General features: G+C 48.7%; 18 protein-coding genes. 6 read left to right on the top strand and 12 right to left on the bottom strand.

The window, feature by feature from the left end:
• Nucleotides 1-33 precede the first annotated feature (33 nt).
• The 3 genes from FKV70_RS15315 to FKV70_RS15325 all read left to right on the top strand — a co-directional run bounded on the left by FKV70_RS15315 (nucleotide 34) and on the right by FKV70_RS15325 (nucleotide 2,860).
• Nucleotides 34-210 carry a YjfB family protein gene (locus FKV70_RS15315; RefSeq protein WP_064797435.1) on the top strand — a complete coding sequence of 59 codons (177 nt, stop codon included), beginning with the start codon at nucleotides 34-36 and terminating at the stop codon, nucleotides 208-210.
• 187 nt (nucleotides 211-397) lie between these two features.
• Nucleotides 398-1,753, top strand: coding sequence for a dipeptidase (locus FKV70_RS15320; RefSeq protein ID WP_142613387.1), 1,356 nt, complete (start codon nucleotides 398-400; stop codon nucleotides 1,751-1,753).
• A 219-nt stretch (nucleotides 1,754-1,972) separates the two neighbouring features.
• Entirely contained in the window at nucleotides 1,973-2,860 is an 888-nt protein-coding gene (locus tag FKV70_RS15325; RefSeq protein WP_142613388.1) for a putative RNA methyltransferase, read from the top strand.
• A gap of 70 nt (nucleotides 2,861-2,930) precedes the next feature.
• On the opposite strand, the gene FKV70_RS15330 is transcribed toward FKV70_RS15325, so the two are convergent.
• From FKV70_RS15330 to FKV70_RS15350, 5 genes are all read right to left on the bottom strand, one after another.
• Nucleotides 2,931-3,365, bottom strand: coding sequence for a hypothetical protein (locus tag FKV70_RS15330; RefSeq protein WP_142613514.1), 435 nt, complete (start codon nucleotides 3,363-3,365; stop codon nucleotides 2,931-2,933).
• A gap of 16 nt (nucleotides 3,366-3,381) precedes the next feature.
• On the bottom strand, nucleotides 3,382-3,645 hold the full coding sequence (locus FKV70_RS15335) for a hypothetical protein (protein WP_142613389.1): 264 nt from the start codon (nucleotides 3,643-3,645) through the stop codon (nucleotides 3,382-3,384).
• Between the two features lie 86 nt (nucleotides 3,646-3,731).
• Complete coding sequence (locus FKV70_RS15340) at nucleotides 3,732-4,223, bottom strand: hypothetical protein (RefSeq protein WP_013372771.1); 492 nt, start codon at nucleotides 4,221-4,223, stop codon at nucleotides 3,732-3,734.
• A gap of 166 nt (nucleotides 4,224-4,389) precedes the next feature.
• Nucleotides 4,390-4,872, bottom strand: coding sequence for a hypothetical protein (locus tag FKV70_RS15345; protein ID WP_063209336.1), 483 nt, complete (start codon nucleotides 4,870-4,872; stop codon nucleotides 4,390-4,392).
• A 452-nt stretch (nucleotides 4,873-5,324) separates the two neighbouring features.
• Nucleotides 5,325-5,552, bottom strand: coding sequence for a helix-turn-helix domain-containing protein (locus FKV70_RS15350; protein ID WP_013372773.1), 228 nt, complete (start codon nucleotides 5,550-5,552; stop codon nucleotides 5,325-5,327).
• 307 nt (nucleotides 5,553-5,859) lie between these two features.
• On the opposite strand from FKV70_RS15350, the gene efeO reads away from it, so the two are divergent.
• The 3 genes from efeO to FKV70_RS15365 are packed head-to-tail and all read left to right on the top strand — an operon-like array spanning nucleotide 5,860 to nucleotide 9,961.
• Nucleotides 5,860-6,738 carry an iron uptake system protein EfeO gene (efeO, locus tag FKV70_RS15355; RefSeq protein WP_142613390.1) on the top strand — a complete coding sequence of 293 codons (879 nt, stop codon included), beginning with the start codon at nucleotides 5,860-5,862 and terminating at the stop codon, nucleotides 6,736-6,738.
• A 4-nt stretch (nucleotides 6,739-6,742) separates the two neighbouring features.
• Nucleotides 6,743-8,107 carry an iron uptake transporter deferrochelatase/peroxidase subunit gene (gene efeB / locus FKV70_RS15360; protein WP_142613391.1) on the top strand — a complete coding sequence of 455 codons (1,365 nt, stop codon included), beginning with the start codon at nucleotides 6,743-6,745 and terminating at the stop codon, nucleotides 8,105-8,107.
• Between the two features lie 24 nt (nucleotides 8,108-8,131).
• Nucleotides 8,132-9,961 carry an FTR1 family iron permease gene (locus FKV70_RS15365; protein ID WP_142613392.1) on the top strand — a complete coding sequence of 610 codons (1,830 nt, stop codon included), beginning with the start codon at nucleotides 8,132-8,134 and terminating at the stop codon, nucleotides 9,959-9,961.
• Nucleotides 9,962-10,045: 84 nt separating this feature from the next.
• Here FKV70_RS15365 and FKV70_RS15370 read toward each other — a convergent pair whose 3' ends face one another.
• The 7 genes from FKV70_RS15370 to FKV70_RS15400 all read right to left on the bottom strand — a co-directional run bounded on the left by FKV70_RS15370 (nucleotide 10,046) and on the right by FKV70_RS15400 (nucleotide 17,858).
• Nucleotides 10,046-11,323 (bottom strand): type III PLP-dependent enzyme, encoded by a 1,278-nt coding sequence (locus tag FKV70_RS15370; RefSeq protein ID WP_142613393.1) that lies wholly within the window; start codon nucleotides 11,321-11,323, stop codon nucleotides 10,046-10,048.
• Between the two features lie 90 nt (nucleotides 11,324-11,413).
• The gene (locus FKV70_RS15375; RefSeq protein ID WP_142613394.1) at nucleotides 11,414-12,502 is read right to left on the bottom strand and encodes a Gfo/Idh/MocA family protein; all 1,089 of its coding nucleotides are present in this window, start codon (nucleotides 12,500-12,502) and stop codon (nucleotides 11,414-11,416) included.
• The gene (locus FKV70_RS15380) at nucleotides 12,499-13,659 is read right to left on the bottom strand and encodes a UDP-glucuronosyltransferase (protein WP_142613395.1); all 1,161 of its coding nucleotides are present in this window, start codon (nucleotides 13,657-13,659) and stop codon (nucleotides 12,499-12,501) included. Before FKV70_RS15380 ends, FKV70_RS15375 begins: the two co-directional genes overlap by 4 nt.
• Nucleotides 13,660-13,676: 17 nt before the next feature.
• Nucleotides 13,677-15,206 (bottom strand): hypothetical protein, encoded by a 1,530-nt coding sequence (locus FKV70_RS15385; protein ID WP_142613396.1) that lies wholly within the window; start codon nucleotides 15,204-15,206, stop codon nucleotides 13,677-13,679.
• A 49-nt stretch (nucleotides 15,207-15,255) separates the two neighbouring features.
• Complete coding sequence (locus tag FKV70_RS15390) at nucleotides 15,256-16,068, bottom strand: ABC transporter permease (protein WP_142613397.1); 813 nt, start codon at nucleotides 16,066-16,068, stop codon at nucleotides 15,256-15,258.
• A 1-nt stretch (nucleotide 16,069) separates the two neighbouring features.
• Nucleotides 16,070-16,876 carry an ABC transporter permease gene (locus FKV70_RS15395; RefSeq protein WP_025678798.1) on the bottom strand — a complete coding sequence of 269 codons (807 nt, stop codon included), beginning with the start codon at nucleotides 16,874-16,876 and terminating at the stop codon, nucleotides 16,070-16,072.
• The gene (locus FKV70_RS15400) at nucleotides 16,866-17,858 is read right to left on the bottom strand and encodes an ABC transporter ATP-binding protein (RefSeq protein ID WP_142613398.1); all 993 of its coding nucleotides are present in this window, start codon (nucleotides 17,856-17,858) and stop codon (nucleotides 16,866-16,868) included. Before FKV70_RS15400 ends, FKV70_RS15395 begins: the two co-directional genes overlap by 11 nt.
• Nucleotides 17,859-17,901 lie beyond the last annotated feature (43 nt).

The following is a 17,901-nucleotide window of genomic DNA, read 5'->3' on the forward strand; positions in this document are numbered from 1 at the left end:
GAAGCCAATTGCCAAAATAAAGGAGGATGGAACATGGATATCGCAGCATTATCCACAGGTATGAGTCAGGCCAGCTTGGCTCAAGCCGTAAGTGTGAAGGTAATGGGTATGGCTAAGGATCAGGCCAATGAACAAGGACAAGCTTTGGTACAGATGATGGAAAAAAGCGTACAACCACATCTTGGAGGTCAACTGGACATCCGGGCATAAGTACATCTTATTTATGTTTAAAAGCGATTCTACTCAGGTCTGTACAGGCCCGGGCAGAATCGCTTTTTTATCCCCCTATTTTTCGTTCAGCATAAAACGTAGTAAACTAGACATATCGTCCACGACCTCGGTTCGGAGGATAGCGCATTTTAAACACGATTTACATTTAAAGGAGGATACATAGTTTATGAGTTATACTGAATATTTTGAAAAAGCCAGAGAACAACAACTGGGCGAGCTTCAGGAATGGCTGTCTATTCCGAGTATCTCCGCATTATCCGAGCACAAAAAAGACATTAACCAAGCAGCCGAATGGCTGGCGGCCAAACTGACTGCTGCAGGCTTGGAAAACGTTGAAATCATTCCAACCAAAGGCCACCCGCTGGTGTACGCAGACCATTTGCATGCACCTGGCAAGCCAACCATCCTCGTGTATGGACACTATGATGTACAACCTGTGGACCCGCTTCATCTGTGGGAAACGCCACCGTTTGAGCCCTCCATTCGCGATGGAAAATTGTATGCACGCGGAGCGACAGACGATAAGGGGCAAGTTTTCTTGCACATCAAGGCGGTTGAGGCCATTTTGAAGCAAGAAGGCAAATTGCCGCTAAACATCAAATTTTGCATTGAAGGCGAGGAAGAAGTGTCCAGCCCGAACCTGCTTGAGTTTTTGCACACCGGCGCTGAACGTCTGGCAGCCGATGCTGTACTGGTGTCTGACACCTCTTTGATCGAAAAAGGAAAGCCTGCGATTTGCACAGGTTTGCGCGGATTATGCTCACTGGAGGTCGCCATCCACACAGCGAACACGGATCTGCATTCCGGCTCCTTCGGTGGCGGTGTGCCGAATGCTCTGCATGCTTTGGTGTCCCTGCTGGCAACCCTGCATGACGACAAAGGCCGCGTTAGCGTCGAAGGATTTTATGACGATGTTGCTCCATTATCAGCAGAAATGAAAGCAGAATTTGCGAAGCAAGGCTTCAATGAAAGCAAGCTGCAACAGGATCTCGGACTCAATTCCCTCTATGGCGAAGAAGGATTCAGCTTCGTTGAGCGTGTTGGGGCGCGTCCTACATTGGAGCTGAACGGCGTATATGGCGGCTTCCAGGGTGAAGGTACGAAAACCGTCATTCCCAAGGAAGCTCATGCTAAGATCACCTGTCGCCTGGTAGCTAACCAGAATCCACAAGATATTCTGGACAAAATCGAGCGCCATTTGCGCGCCCACGTTCAGGCAGGAGCTACCCTGGATATTCAACAAGGTGAGAAAGCAAACGCCTTTAACATCGATCCGTCACATGCGTTTTTGCAAGCAGCAGCGGATGCCTTTGAAAAGGTATACGGTGTCCGTGCCCTATTCACCAAGGATGGAGGCTCCATTCCAATTGTGGAAACCTTCTCCCGTATACTGAGTGCTCCAGTTGTATTGATGGGCTTCGGCTTGCCGGATGAGAACCTGCACGCGCCAAATGAGCATTTTAATTTGGAGAATTTCGACAAGGGTCTGCTGACGATTGTGGAGTTTTTGAAATCTGTGTGAGCACATGACAACTTTTAATGGCTAAGTTACAATAGAGAGGGCGAAAGCCCTTTCTATTTTTTTAGAGGAGCGCTGCACAATATGATTATTCAGTTCATTCGTTTACGGTAATGTGAGGTACAGTTCATGAAAGCTCAACCATTTTTTTAAAAATGGGTTGGGTTTATTTGACTGTGCCTTTTTTCATTCACCAAATACGAATGAACGAGGTGCTTTTCTATGTCCAAATGGAATAAACACGAGGTGAAGGCTAGCCTGATTGGCAAGCATCAACATCTTTTTAGTTGTCCTGTATGCTCTCAGCCCATGCGTATGGTGGAAGGCAAAAGCCTCCTATGTACGAATCAGCATTGTTATGATCTTTCAAAACACGGATATTTACATTTATCCGCCCGATCTCATAAGACCAAATATGATAAACAGCTATTTACCTCCAGAAGAATGATGTGCAATAATGGATTATTCGATCCTTTAAATGAAGCCATAAGCTGCACAATGATGAAGTTTATGAAGCCACTGTTCGATCACAAATCACACCTGTACTTGCTGGATGCAGGTTGCGGGGAAGGCTCTCATTCGACCCACATTCAGGACAAGCTTACTGGGAAGGGAATCACCGAGCTTACAAGCGTAGGTATGGACCTGTCTAAGGAAGGTATTGTGGCCGCAGCCAAAGCATATCCCTATTCTCTTTGGTGTGTTGCCGATCTGGCTCATTGCCCATTTGCAAATCAACAATTTGACGCTGTACTCAATATTCTGTCCCCTTCTAATTATGCTGAATTTAAAAGGATTCTTGGGGAGGACGGTTGCATCCTAAAGGTCATTCCCGAACAGCATTACCTTCAGGAATTGAGATGCTTGTATGAACAGAAAAAGCCAGCATATTCAAATGACAATATATTAAGCCGATTTAAAGATAACTTTATTCTTCTATCCGCCGAACGAGTAACCTATCGCTTTATGCTAAATGCCGACCTTGTGGAGCCTTTGCTTCATATGACTCCCTTATCGTGGGGAGCTACGGAAGCCGACTGGCAGCGAATGGAGAAAATAGACTTACCGTATGTCACAGTAGATTTGCTCATCTTATGTGGTAAAAAGTAACATACCAAAAAGCATTCACGGCATGTGATTACACATGCTTCGTGAATGCTTTTTTATTAATTACCATCCTTTAAGAAAAATGAGTGTAGCGCAACAGGTGAACCAGCCGATTCAGCCGTTCTATCTCCCGGTCTAGCTCATGCAGCGGCTGTCCGGCCAAAGCAGCGTTCACTCTCCGATCACGTAGCGGGTTTATTTTTCGACCCATGAGTTTGAGCACCGTGGCCTTCCCCATGTTATTCACCACCACATATTGCGTTAGCGGATCAAGCTCAAGCCACAATACATGATGCTCTTGAAAAAACGACAGTAATTGCTTTTTTAACTCCTCCAGCTCATGAGGTTCAGCTGCAATTTGCGGATGATGATGAAAAGCCACATAGCCCATCACACGCAGGTCACTTATAATTTGTTCTAAATGAAGTGTTTCGTTTATGTACACATTGCTCGTGCTTATGCGGTTTCTTGCACCATTCGTATGATTTTCCCGGATGACATTCACCACCTGACTATCGTTTATTTTAAGATTGATCTTTTTCCTTTTCCAATAGCTGCACAAGCCAGCAACCTCCAAACAACAATGCTCCTATAGCAAAAAAAACGGTGTACACCGTATATAACGCTGTCAGTTCAAACAAGCTATTGGACCGATTAAACATAATCGCCCACAAGCATAGCAGTAAACTGCTACCATTTTGCTGACGAAAGCGATGCTTGTAAATCCGTTGAATCAAAACAATCAGAAATCCTATCAACAAAATATGATTCAGCAAAACAATCCACACTTCCATCCCTCCCTATTTCACTATAGCGCAATCGGCTTTGAAATGTCAGGACGTATATAAGCCTTATGAACAAAAAAACAACCGGCTTATACGCCAGTTGTTTCCCGTTCCACAAAGTACTTATTGGTCATATAATGAGCCTTGCCTCTGGAAGTATCAACCATTCCCTTTTTGTTGTCGAGAAAAACAATCTCCCGGCATTTGGTGCAGTACCACTTGGTCCGCTTGAAGGGGGATTCTGTTACATACGATGTACCACATTTGCAATCTACTTTAATTAAGGTTTCTGTTGATTTGTAAGCTTGAGACAGCTCTCTTAAGCCAGTATCCGGCTGTTGAATCGGGATAATGACCTCCTGATAGCTTGAATACTGATTGTGCACTTTAAAGTCAGCCACCAGTTCCGCATGCAGTCCAAAGTACTCTTTGCCAATCTCGGTTACAAATTTCTTGCCAATTCTGTAACACTCAAGCCATTCCTGTATCTGTTGATTAGACAAAGGCACTGTGCCCTTGATACCACTATTTAATGTGTAAGTCATGATGTATAAAGTATCATCTTGTCTATGTCCGTACATGAGAAGCCTCCTTATAATACACTTGATAATGTACTACAAAGCGTACAAAACTTCAATTTTATTATTTGGCAAAAGATATAGTAGCATTTCCAGGTATAAATTTAATATATTGTGAAAAGTGCATAAAGACACGTGCAAGTCTGTTAGAAAAGCAACTGAAAATCTGTCAGTTGCTTTGTCTTTCTACATAATATTTGTTGGTCATGTACCAGGCCTTGCCTGCATTCGTGTCCACCATGCCCTTTTTGCGATCCAGGAATACAATATTGTTGCATTCCTTGCATGACCACTTGGTTCTTTTGTGTGGTGACTCTTCTATATAGGAAGCACCACATTTACATTCTACCTGAATAAATGTTTTATACTGGCTATACGCTTCTACCAGTGGGTCCAAATCTACAGCTTTGCGTTCCATTACAGGCTGTATCATGGATATGTGTTCTCTCTGCTCCGAGTATTCATTATGTACCTTGAAATCTGCTACCAACTCAGGGTTTAAACCAAAATATTGTTTGCCCACAACTGTTACAAATTTGCTGCCAATTCGATATGCCTTAATCCATTCCTGCACCTGTTTACTGGATAGGTCGACGGTTCCCTTTATGCCGCTGTTCAACGTATAAGTCATCAAGTGTTGGTTGGGTATCATACGTCTTATCGTTCACCTCCGATCAAGAATATACCACAGGTAGTCCTAGGCAAAAGCTAATTCCCACTACCTGAGCAACAAGCTTATACACCTTGCGTGCAAACCCCGATTCATCTTCCATCCTGTCGTCATGCTGATGTTTAGTTCATCCTTAGACTATCACCAGATGCATTTCTATTTAAATACAACTTTGTGGTACAGCTTTCTTTTTCAATTATTCATATGAGCTAGCTGCAAAGCACATGGTATTTTCTTCCTAATCTATATAGTACACCACTTGCACACAAATTCCCACATATTTCAGCGGTTTAATCGTTTTTTCTTCATATATTCACCTTTGCTAGTTTAGATATTTGTGTCAGCTGATTTATTACAAAACAAAAGCCTTCCCGACCATCCTTCATTGTTGAAGGATCATTGAGAAGACTTTGTACCCCGCAAGGAACGAGAGGTCAGATTTTTAATTCGCCAAGCCTGATTAATTCTACGACCGCCTGTGAACGACCTTTTACGTTCAATTTTTGCATCACATTAGAAATATGGTTACGCACCGTCTTCTCACTAATAAATAGTTGTCCGGCGATGTCACGCGTTGTTTTGTCCTGCACGAGCAGTTCAAATACTTCACGTTCACGGTGAGTTAACAAAAACTTGTTTTTCTGGTCGTTACCCTTCGTCAATTTCACCCCTCCTTGCTCGGGTTTTATGTGGTGTAACAAGGTTAAGGGATACAGTCAACACATTTTATGTCATGTGCTCAGGTATGGTTCGATGTGCGGATAAAAATGGGCATAGGCACCTTACTTACAGCTTTAATGATGAGTTGAACTTTGTGTCTAAATTATGTATTGACAGGTATATAGACCAGCCTTATGATAAGAAAAAATGCGACTGATAATCATTATCAAAAAAAGGTAATTCGATATAGAGATCGCGCAATAGACTATGGTTCAGGGCCAGTTTGGCCAGAAAGGGTGTTCATTGATTATGAAACTACGTTATGCCGTGCCGGCCGGAGTGCTGGTCTCTTCTATTCTGTTTGCAGGTTGCGGACAAACTGGAACTGCGGATACGCAGCCCGCTGCGACATCCAAAGATACAGGGGCTGCAACACAGACCACGACTGCGGCGGCGACTGCTCCCAATTTTGATCAAGCGGTTGCGGCTTACCGTACCTATGCAACCGAGCAATGCGATACGTTTGTGAAAAAGACGGAAGAATTCACGAACGCAGTCAAAGCTGGCCAGCTGGACAAAGCCAAGTCTTTGTACGCTCCGGCACGTATGTACTATGAACGGATCGAACCCATTGCGGAAGCACTAGGCGATCTGGACCCGAATATTGACGCCCGTGACGGTGATGTGGATGCAGCAGATTGGCGCGGCTTTCACCGTATTGAAAAAACATTATGGGAAGAAAACACGACCAAAGGGTTAAACGAGTATTCCGACCGCCTGCTGAGTGATGCCAAGCTGCTGCGCGCCAAAGTAGAAACAGTTAACATTGATGCCAGCCTGATGGTAACAGGTGCCGTCGAGTTGCTGAACGAAGTATCTACCTCGAAGGTAACAGGTGAAGAGGAACGTTATTCTCATACAGACTTGTACGACTTTGCGGCCAATGTAGAGGGTGCTCAAAAGATTTATGACATTTTGAAAACAGATCTGAACCAAAAAGACGCGGCGTTGGAAAAGCAAATCGGTGAACGCTTCACAGCCTTACAGCAGGAGCTAGCTCCTTTCAAAGACGGCGAAGGCTATGTATCGTATACAAAACTGAAACCGGAAGAAATTAAAAAACTGAGCCAGAACCTCGATGCCTTGGCAGAACCGTTGTCCCAAATGGGGAAATTGTTAGGAGTGTAATGATATGAAGGGCTTTAAGCGGCAAAAAGGACAAGAAAAGCCGCAATATGCGGAATCCCGTAATAAACGGGCTGATCTGGCAAAAAAGGATGCTCAGCCTGTGGATGATGAACAATCTGGAAAAGGTAAATCCGTATCACGCCGTGATTTATTGAAGCTGGCAGGAGTAGGCGGACTAGGTCTCCTGCTTGGCGGCGGTGGCGTGGGCGCTGTGCTGTCAGCCAGTCAACGCCTCGAAAGCATGATGACAGCGGCAGATACTAAAGATGTGGTCCCTTTTTACGGCAAACATCAGGCTGGCATTGTGACTCCGGCACAAGATTTTATCTGTTTCGCCGCTTTCGATCTAATGACCCGCGACAAGGAACAGGTGCGAAATCTCTTCAAGGCCTGGACGGAAGCAAGTGCGACAATGACTTCTGGTGTGCTGCTTGGTACTGATAATGAAAATCTCAATCTCCCTCCTTCCGATACGGGCGAGGCAGCGGGATTGTCTCCGTCCCGAACGACGATCACTTTTGGTGTGGGTCCATCCTTTTTTGATGGACGCTACGGTCTGGCAGGGCTCAAGCCTGCCGGGTTCCGTGAGCTGCCTCGTTTTCAGGGAGATGCCCTGGAGGAGCAATGGTGCGGCGGTGACATCGGTGTACAGGTATGTGCCAATGACTTGCAGGTCGCTTTCCATGCCCTGCGTAATTTGGCGCGTATCGCCAGAGGCACGGCGGTCCTTCGCTGGACGCAGGAAGGCTTTCAGCGGACAGCACAAGCTGATCCTGCGGGCAGCACCCCGCGTAATTTGCTTGGCTTCAAAGACGGCACGGGTAACCCGGACACGTCCAAGGCAGACGAAATGAATCGGCTGGTGTGGACACAAGCCAATGACGGACCTGCTTGGATGGGCGACGGCAGCTATATGGCTGTACGCCGTATTCGTATGCGGGTAGAGGTATGGGATCGTTCAACTTTAGGCGACCAGGAGAACACCTTTGGACGCCATCGCAGCAGCGGTGCTCCACTGGGCAAGACCAAAGAATTCGACAAGCTGGATCTGGCAGCTACAAATCCGGAAGGCAAACCGCTTACGCCCCCCACCTCTCATGTGGCATTGGCTCATGGGGACGGGAGCATTAATATTTTGCGGAGGTCTTATTCGTATTCAAGCGGATTAGACAAGCAAACAGGACAGCTCGATGCCGGGCTGCTGTTCATCAGCTATCAGCGTGATCTGTTCAAGCAGTTCGTCCACATTCAGGAGAAGCTTGCACGCAATGACAAGCTGAACGAATACATTGTACACAAAGGCAGTGCGGTGTTCGCCTGCTTCCCAGGTGTATCGCAAGGCGGCTACATCGGGGATACGTTATTTTAGGAGCAGGCAAGGAAGGGGATTTATATGAATCGGCGCAATAAAAGCTTGAGGTGGGTGTTTGTGCTGGCGGCGGCGCTGCTGCTGACAGCAACTCCCTTCATATCCGGCTCCGGGTCGGCCGCCTTCGCACAATCAAATGCTAAAGCTGTCTCTAATGAGCAGCTGATGCCTGTGGTCGGCGGAGCACTGGTGGAGGCGGGACAAGCCCAATGGGCGGAAGCCTCCAAGGATTTAAAGGAATTTCGCGGTTTGTGGGAAGCTGCCAAAACCAATGGCGGGGACTCAGCTCATATTGCAGCGGTAGATCAAGCTCTGACTGATGCAGAAGAGGCGCTTGCCCATGGCGGCGGGGATTCAGCGAAAGCTGCGTTATCCGTGTTGGCCCGCTCGGTCAATGAGTACGTAACTGCTGCCGAGGGAGATAAACCAGCTCAGGCCGGAGCCAAAGCAGCGGAAAAGCTGCTTCCTATGGCGAAGGGCAGTCTGGCTGCCATGCAAAAAGGCGATTGGGCTGCTGCGCGGGTGGATTACGACCGAATCGTTAAAGCCTGGTACCAGGTAGAGACACCGATTCGTTCGGACCATTTTTCGGTATATAGCTCGCTTGAAACGAAAATCAGCCTCATTCGCATCTCCATGCAAGCGGAGCCCATACGTCAGGCACAGGCTCTCAAGGAAATGCAGGCGTTAACGACGCTGCTGGCTGATTATAGTCAGGGCAAACTTGTGAACACAGGGCAAGGAGCAAATGCAGGCAATGCTGCTGCCGGAGCGGCGAATGGTTCAACAGCCACTCTGGGCGATGCAGTCACCCTTCTTGAATCCGCACGCCAGGATGTTGTAGCTCATCAGCCAGAGCAAGCGGCAGACAAGGTAGGGCAGTTTATCGCTCTATGGCCTTCCGTCGAAGGACATGTACAAATTTCCGATCCGGCGTCTTACACGGCGATTGAGAATCAAATGACCGAGACGTCCGGATCTCTGCTGTCTTCTCCACCGAATACAGATAAAGCCTTGCAGACGCTGGATCAGATGCTGGACAGGCTCCGTCCGTTAACGGAGCAACGTTCTTATACTGCCTGGGATGCCGCACTGATTTTGCTGCGCGAGGGCCTAGAGGCCATTCTCGTGCTCGCAGCTTTGCTGGCATATGCCAAAAAAAGCGGCGAAGATGTGGCTGGACGATGGATATGGGCAGGGGCTGGCACGGGGCTGGTGCTGAGCGGAATTCTGGCGGTGCTGTTCACCTCGCTGGTAGCAGCTGCGGCATCGGGCAGCGTGCGTGAGCTGCTGGAAGGTATCACCGGGCTGGTGGCGGTTGTGCTAATGCTAACCGTCGGGAACTGGCTGCATAGCAAGTCCAATGCTGCCGCGTGGAACCGCTTTGTGGAAAGCAGCGTAGGCAATGCGCTGGCACGGGGCAGTCTGTGGTCGTTATTTGCGGTTTCTGCACTTGCTATTCTACGTGAAGGAGCCGAGACAGCTATTTTTTATATCGGTATGGCTCCAGCCATCGAACCCTCGCAATTGCTGCTTGGTATTGGCTCGGCAATGGGGATATTGGTCGTTCTTGCTTTTGCGATCATCAAATTCAGTGTACGGTTGCCAATTCGCGCCTTTTTCCTGACTGCGACTGTACTGATTTACTATCTCGTCTTCCGATTTTTGGGCGAAAGCATTCATTCGCTTCAGGTGGCCGGCAAGCTTCCAGGGCACACGGCGTCCTCGCTTCCATCCATTAGCTGGCTGGGGATGTATCCAACTTGGGAAACCTTTATCCCACAAGCCCTTGTGCTGATCTTTATGGTGTGGCAGCTGGTGCGGCAGGAAATACGCAGCTCCAACTCACGTTAATTCGATACTACAATAAAATGTAAAAAAACGCCAAGTCACTGGTTCGATGGATATCGACTCCTATGATTTGGCGTTTTTACATATTTACCTTACATTCTCAGGCAACGCAATCATGCGCTGATGGTGCAGCAGGTCTGTGCGATCACCGTGTTCACGAATGACATGCACCTCCCCGCGATAATGGAGCAGTTCTGCCGGAGTAGCATGTCCCAAAAAATATAATGGGCTATAGCTCAATCCATAGGCTCCTGCATTCGGAAAAGCAATATAATCGCCCTCGTGAATCGGAGGCAGCTCCGCTTTTTTCACAATACAATCCTCAGGTGTACATAACGGACCGACAATGCTAACTGTCTCAAGTTCTGTAAGAATCTCTGCTGATTGCCTGCGCATAATACGCACCGGATAATTGTCCCTTATGCGGCGTCCTCGAAAGGTAGCTGCGGCATAGTGATTCATGCCGCCATCAGCCACGACAAACTTCTCTCCCTTGGATTCTTTGGTATACAACGCCCGGCAGACATACATGCCTGATTGAGCGACCAGATACCTGCCGCTTTCGATGATCAGCCTAACTCCCGGTATACGGGATTGGGTCTGTTCCGCGAGTTCGTTGAGTCCGTCAATGACATGATCCATATCCAGCGGCTGTTCATGAGCAAAATAAGGTACACCAAACCCGCCGCCCAAATTGATCGTATGCATCGCCACGCCATACTGAGCCTGCACCCGTTCTGCCAGCTGCAAGGTATTCCCAAATGAAGCCAAAATCTGATCTGCCTTCAGCATTTGCGTACCTGTATATACTTGAATGCCTTGAAAATATACGTGCGGGCAATCTTCCAGCACCTTAAAAAAGTCATCCAGTTGCCCTTCGTCGACTCCAAAAGGGCGCGGAACCCCGCCCATTTTAATCGTTGCCCCCGACAGGTCATTATCGGGATTGATTCGAACCGCGGCCTTGACCAACACGCCCGTTTGGGCGGCAATGTCCTCCAGTAGACGCAGTTCTCTCACCGATTCGACATGAATGCAGCCGATCCCACAGGCTATCGCCTCGCGCAGCTCGGCTACTGTTTTCCCCGGTCCGGCGTACAGCACGTCCTCCGTAGCATACCCGGCTTCCATGGCGACGAATAGTTCTCCAGCCGAAGCAATCTCGACACCGCAACCTAACGAGCGCAGCAACCCGGCCAAGGCTACGTTACCATTAGCCTTGAGCGCGTAATGTACACGCACGGTCGGATGTAATCGGGCCAGCAATGAGCTGACATGTGCATGCAGCGCGTCTCCATCATAATAATAAAAGGGTGTCGGATGGTCGCCGAATCGCTCCAGTAAAATTTCGTCTTTTTGATACATCTGCTGAATCGCCTCCTCTCTTTGCTTGGATACTCCGTATTTTTTCATTATTCGAATTTCGCCGTTTGAAAACCACGATCACGATCATGCTCATACAGCATAGATTGTCTCACCCGAGCTTGCTGCTTTATGAATAGCTGCCAGCAGTCTGACGCGTTCAGCAGCCTCATGAAATGGAATGGGCTCCGTTTCACCACGGATGATGCTGCAGAAGGCATTCAACTGATTGACATAATAGTTCATGGGCTCAAAAACTGTCTTGCTATGCGAAGATGTCTGTGATGACATGGACATTGCCGTGGCATCCGTTATATTCACGGCGATATCGTTCTTCATTTCCGTCTTGAGGGCCATCTTATAAAAGCCTAAATTCGCCCGAAAGCAATCCTTTAAGGTGACTACTGCCGAATCAAAGGTCAGTACATGAGCACAGCGATAAGGGCGCTCAAATGAGAAGAGGGCAGATGCCTTTAGTCCACTCGGGTAACGGGCTTGGGCATGAAATGTCCAGTCACAGCCATGAGGACCAGCGAAATCCGATTGACTGTGAAACTCCGCCTGCTCCAGTCCAACGACAGCCTGAAGAAATTGGAGCCAGTACACACCCAAATCCCAAAAGCACCCTCCACCCTGCTCTGGACGGGAGCGGTAATTGTCCGCATGCCCTTCTTTTGCCGGAATGCATAAACTCGTCTCTATGGAGCACAAGCGACCATAACGACCCGATTCAACGATTCTGCGCAGCTCACGCTGCCAGGGATGATGCTGCACCATGACTCCCTCCAGCAGATAGGCGTTGCCCTGTTCAACGATAGCTGCCAGGGGAGCTAGATCAGCCGTATTCAGGCATAACGGTTTTTCCACCAGCACGTGCTTATGAGCTTGTAGAGCTCTGCCAATCCACTCAGCATGTAAATCGTTGCTGAGCGCAATATATACAGCGTCGATATCTGGGTCTTTAAGCATATCCTCAGCATGACGATAAACGACCTTGACTCCAAAACGCTCTGCCATTTCTTCCGCCTTGGCAACTGTACGGTTCGCTAACGCAGTCACGCGGGCTCCTGCAACATGTCGGATCGGTTCCAGCAACGCACGAGGGGCTATAGCCGAACAGCCAATGATCCCAAAGCGAATATCTTGCATCGCAGGTTCTTGCGCAGCCGCGGCAGCGTTCATGATCCCTGCTCCATTCCCGGTGAGCCTGCTGATGCGTGGATCTTATTCACATAAGACTCGATATAACGCGGCGTCCGACTGCGCAGCTCTATGATCCTCTGATGTATTTCCTCCAGAATTTGGGCACTACCGCCATAGATCTCAATCCACGTCTCGTAGCGCATACCTAATCCAAGACGTTCCCATAAATCCGCATTATGCTTTTCATGTACACCAAACGGCTCCAGCATAATCAGCGGAGTAGCTGTAGCGAACGAATCAGCCAGGCTGCCGCCGCCAGGCTTGCTGACAATGGCCTGGGCATGACATGCCCGGTCTAACATGCAATGGTAATCCGGTCCGACCTGATACATCGTTTCCTCACCCATTTTCACCTCTCCGAAAGGTGGAAATGTATACTCCCCGGCTTCATTTCGCTGCCATGTTCTCCACTGTGGGTCCATTCGAAAATAGCGTATACTATCCCGCCGTTCATCCGGTTGATCCTGGTCATACAGCAGCAAATCCAGCTCCCAGCCTGCTTCTTCCAACCGTCCAACCTTCTCACGGTAGGTACCCATCCCCCAACCGCCGCCATGTACGAATAAGCGAGATTGCCGTGCTTCAAAAGGGATATGCTCTACGGCAGGGATGTCAATATAGTGGCTGACTCTATTTTTATCATTTTCAAACAGGGTCGTTTCTCCACAACCATCAGCAAAATGCGGATTATGCTTGGCTAGATTTTTCCAGGAAGGGGAAGGGGTCGAATCCATATACACGATATCCACATGCACGGACTCCGGCTCTCTGCGCTTGCGATACTCCTCCAGTACGTACATCCAATGACCGGATAAGCATATAAAATACCGACGGTCCTCCTCTGTCCATTGGTTCAGCAGTACTTCCATCGCTGCGGGGTCCAGTGAATTACGCATGTCCTGCGGAACCTTCTGCGACATTAAGGCCACGGCAAAGCTGTCATGGTAAGCTTTCCGGCTTTTGTCGACCTTGAGACGGGCTGATTCCGGCAGTACATTTTCAAAAACATGGATCGCCGTATCCATGCCCAGCCTGCGAAGACCCGCCTGCAGCAACAAGCCAGGGGTATAAAATCCCAATCCGAAACCGGAACACAAAATCGTTACCTTCCTAGGCTTCTCCGTACTCTTACGCATGCTTATACGCCTCCTGTTTAATTCAGCACTGTAAAATGTCGCTCTGCCAAAAAACGCTCCAGCTTGGTTGTCAATCGCATTTTTTCTTCATCGCTCGCAGCCACCAATTCCAAATAAAGCCGGCCTTTGCCTCGCGCCCGTTCGCTTCCAGCAGCTTCTTTTGTACCACTCAAGTCAGGCTGACTCCTACCTTCTTCTGCTCCGCCAATGCTGGCCCCAATTCCACTCACGCGAACCTGCTTGCCAGATGGCCTGTCCCCACGCCCAGTTACATGTCTGCTTGGCACAGTGGCGTGACCTGCAATCCTGTTCTCACCGTCTCGTCCACCCGTGTTTACATATAATGTATTGGCTCCCAGGGGCATGACACCTTCCTCACGTTCACCTGTAAACAGCAATCCCTCGCCTTCCAGCCCTTCCAGCAGTTCTTCATAGGATAGACTGCCGTCATGGGACAGCGAATAATTCGTCAGAGTGCCACGCATATTTTTCCCGGCCAGATAGGTATCGAGCTGATGCTTGATCAAACTCATCGACTTTCTGGCATTTATTTCGATAATGGGCTCCAGCTTTCCACCACGAAGTGTCATGGAGTCTATGCATACATCGCCGTAATATCCATCCCGGTACAGTTGCTGTCCCACATCCTGCATCAAGCTAAAATAACCCTCGCGCTCCAAACGTTCCATAAAGGCCTTGTCTGGCGATAGGGATTCCCGATAAGCGAATTGAGTATTAGCCAGCCATTGCACAGATAGGATGTCAACACATCCATCATCGCCAATCGTAAATTGGCATGAAAAATCCTGCTCTTTCTCTAGAAAAGGCTCCAGCAGAAACAATACCCGTTTACCTTTGCGCTCCTGTCCACGTAAATACGATACGACCCTGTCCAGCATTTGTGTCGACGTAATGTGTAGATTGCCTTTGCCCGATACGCCAAAATCATCCTTGATTAAAAAGCTTCCATCCCGCAGCAGTTTACGCCCTGCTTCAGCGACATCTGCAAACGAAGTCACAATATGACCGGGATTGCGCAGACCAAGACTGCGTTTCAGCTCAGAGGAATAGGTTTTGGCATTTACCTTGCGAATGGTTTCCAGCGGCGGCTGATGCAATGTAATTCCCCAAGCATGCGCGGCCTCCTCCACATGCGGCAACCCCGCAAACGGGCTAAGCACACAGCCTTCCAGTTGAGGAAAACCTTCTCCGGCATCCGTCTTGCGACTGCTCAGCAGTTCAAAAACAGAAGCGGCCGACACATTGCCCGGCTGTTCCATTCCGTCAGTCAAATCCCGTTCGTTTACAGCCGGATGAAAGCCCAACTGCGCGATATACTGACGATGTACGGGCGAAATGGCATAACGTGTCAATAGAGCGTCTCCCGGCTGGCAAAAGCTAAACAGCAATTCATCCATAGCTGCTACAATGGCAGAAGAAGCCCGGTCAGGCAGGGCGGGCAGAGAAGCCAGCTCGGCATCTCGCCAATAAGCCTCCGCTTCGAACGTTCCCATATATAAATGACGCTGGTTCGGTATCGCATTCATATGACTCGCTTCCTTTCCTGCTTCATTATGAAACTACTACATGGTAGCGCTACTGGCTCGCACTCGTATAATCACGTAGTGCAAACTGCCATATCAGGCGGATAATCGCCAGCAGCCAGAGAGGTGCAAGAAATGCCCAGAGCATCAAACCGGGTTGCATTTTGCCGAGAATGAACATTGGGGGAAAATTGCAGATGACAAACACCGGAAGCACAAACAAGCCAATACGCTGAATCAGGTTACTGTACACAGCCATCGGCACATAGTTTGTCTCGAAAATGCTGTTGGATAGCTCTGTAACACCGTTCGTGCGGATAATCCAAAAGGCCAGCAATTGGGGCAGCAAAAACACAGAGTATGCTGTAAGCACTCCGCATCCGAGCAGCACAGCGAAGCCTCCTACGGTTTCCACATCAAACGGTAGTCCAAGACGATACCAGCCAATGCCTGTCATGATTCCACCGCCCACGACATTCGGTACAGTATAACCCAGCTCAAATTGACGCAGTGTCACCATAAATTGCAGCGATACTGGCTTCGTCATGAGCACGTCCAGTGAGCCAGTCCGGATTTTGTCAGGCAGGCTTGTAAAATTACTGTAAAATAATCCACTGTAAAATCCGCTCATCATCGTAAACACGCCAATATATAAAAGTATGGCGTCAGGAGACCAGCCGTTAATGTCCGTCCCTGCCCGGTATGGAACCGAAGCGTACAGCAGCTTGATCAGTAAATAAGCCGTTTCAACCAGAAAGGCCGTTATAAAGTTAATGCGATATTCCATCTGCGACATGACGGAAAACTGGACGAACTTCCAGTACAATCTGAGGTAACGTCCAACGTTTCGAAAAACATGTTTCATGTTAACCTCCCACCGAGACAAAGCGTTTGACTCCGGCTTGCCACACCCAGCGTGATACGGCCGCCAGCACTGCAATCCAGATCCATTGCACGCCAATGCCTTCGGCGGCTTCCAGTACAGTCAGCTTGCCCGTCAACGCATTCACCGGAAAAAATACGGTGTAGCTGAACGGTAGCAAGCTGAACAGACGGGCCAACGCATCTCCAAAAATCGTCAGCGGAAACACGGTACCGCTAGCTACATAAATGACCAACGACAGCGTGTAAAAAAGTCCTGCCGATTCCGTCACCCAAAAGGCTATGCCGCTGAGCGCGTAATAGACCACAAAATTAAGCACAAGCGCTCCCGGCAACGCCAATATGTAAAGCAGGATATGCGACAGCCCGAAGCTGATTTGTCCTTCCAGGCTAAGACATAACAACAAAATAGCAGCCGCCAGCAGCACGACTGCAGACTGTATGACTTTGCCTCCGATAAACCGGCAAAAACGGTAAGCAAAATAATGCACAGGCTGTACCATGAATTTTGCCAGTCCGCCTTCCTTGATGTCTGTAGCAATTTCGTATTCAAAGCCCGTGGCAATCAGTTTTCCAGTTACCCCTGCCATAACTACATACACCAGCATTTCCGACAGAGAGTAACCCAGCACACTTGCTTGTCCCGAAGAACCGAATACCGCAAGCCAGAGAAATATTTGTGTCATGATCGGCAACATAAATCCAGCCATTTGAAGCCAATAATTGGCCCGATACTCCATTTCGTTTTGCATGCCAAGCTGGAGTACCTTCACATATTTGTTATTTCGCATCGGCCAGCCTGCCCCCATCGTACAAATTGGCTATCCCCTCTTCCAGCGGGACGTCCTCAATCGTAAAATCAACGACAGGCAGTGCATCTAAAATCTTTTTGGACCAAGTCAACGTATCATCTGCATCCAGCTCAAATACCGCCTCCAGCTCCGAGTTGGAGCGAAGCTTGCCGAGCCCCGCCAACGCCAGGCTGGATACAGGTGTCTCCAATCGAACCTTGAGCAATTTACGAGCACCAATGACCTCATTCACCTTGTGCAAGTCTCCGTCATACACCAATCTGCCCCCACTGATAATGATGGACCTGGTGCATAAATCCTCAATATCCTTCATGTAGTGGCTTGTCAGCAAAATGGTCGTCCGGTGTGTGCGATTATAGGCTTTGAAAAACTCCCGAATTCGCCGCTGAGAAACAAGGTCCAGTCCAATAGTCGGCTCATCCAGTAAAATGACCCGTGGGCGATGCAGCAGCGCGGCGATCAGTTCCATTTTCATACGCTCGCCGAGCGATAGCCGCCGAACCTGCACATGAAGCTGCTCCTCCACCCCAAGCAGCGTGACCAGCTCATCCAGCGCCTCTTTATAACGGTTATTATCGATTTCGTAAATCAGCTTGTTCAGCTCGAACGACTCGCTTGCGGGCAAATCCCACCAGAGCTGGTTTTTCTGTCCCATCACGATGGAAAACTGACGTTTAAACTCCTTTTGTCGCTTCCACGGGGTAAACCCGAGCACCGATGCTTCCCCTTCCGTGGGATGGAGAATACCGGACAGCATTTTGAGCGTCGTTGTTTTACCCGCCCCGTTGGGACCAAGAAATCCGACAATTTCTCCTTCCTCAATGCTAAAGCTAACGTTTTGCACAGCCTTCTTGGTCAGCTGTTCACGCTTAAACAAATTTTGCAACGATTTGCGCACGCCCGGCTCTTTTTTGTAGTACGTAAACGTTTTCGACAATTGGTTTAATGTAATGGACGGCAATGAATTCCCCTCCTCTTTCCTCTGTGCATGATACCTGGATGTA

The organism is Paenibacillus ottowii, from assembly GCF_006874425.1.
Lineage (GTDB): Bacteria > Bacillota > Bacilli > Paenibacillales > Paenibacillaceae > Paenibacillus > Paenibacillus ottowii.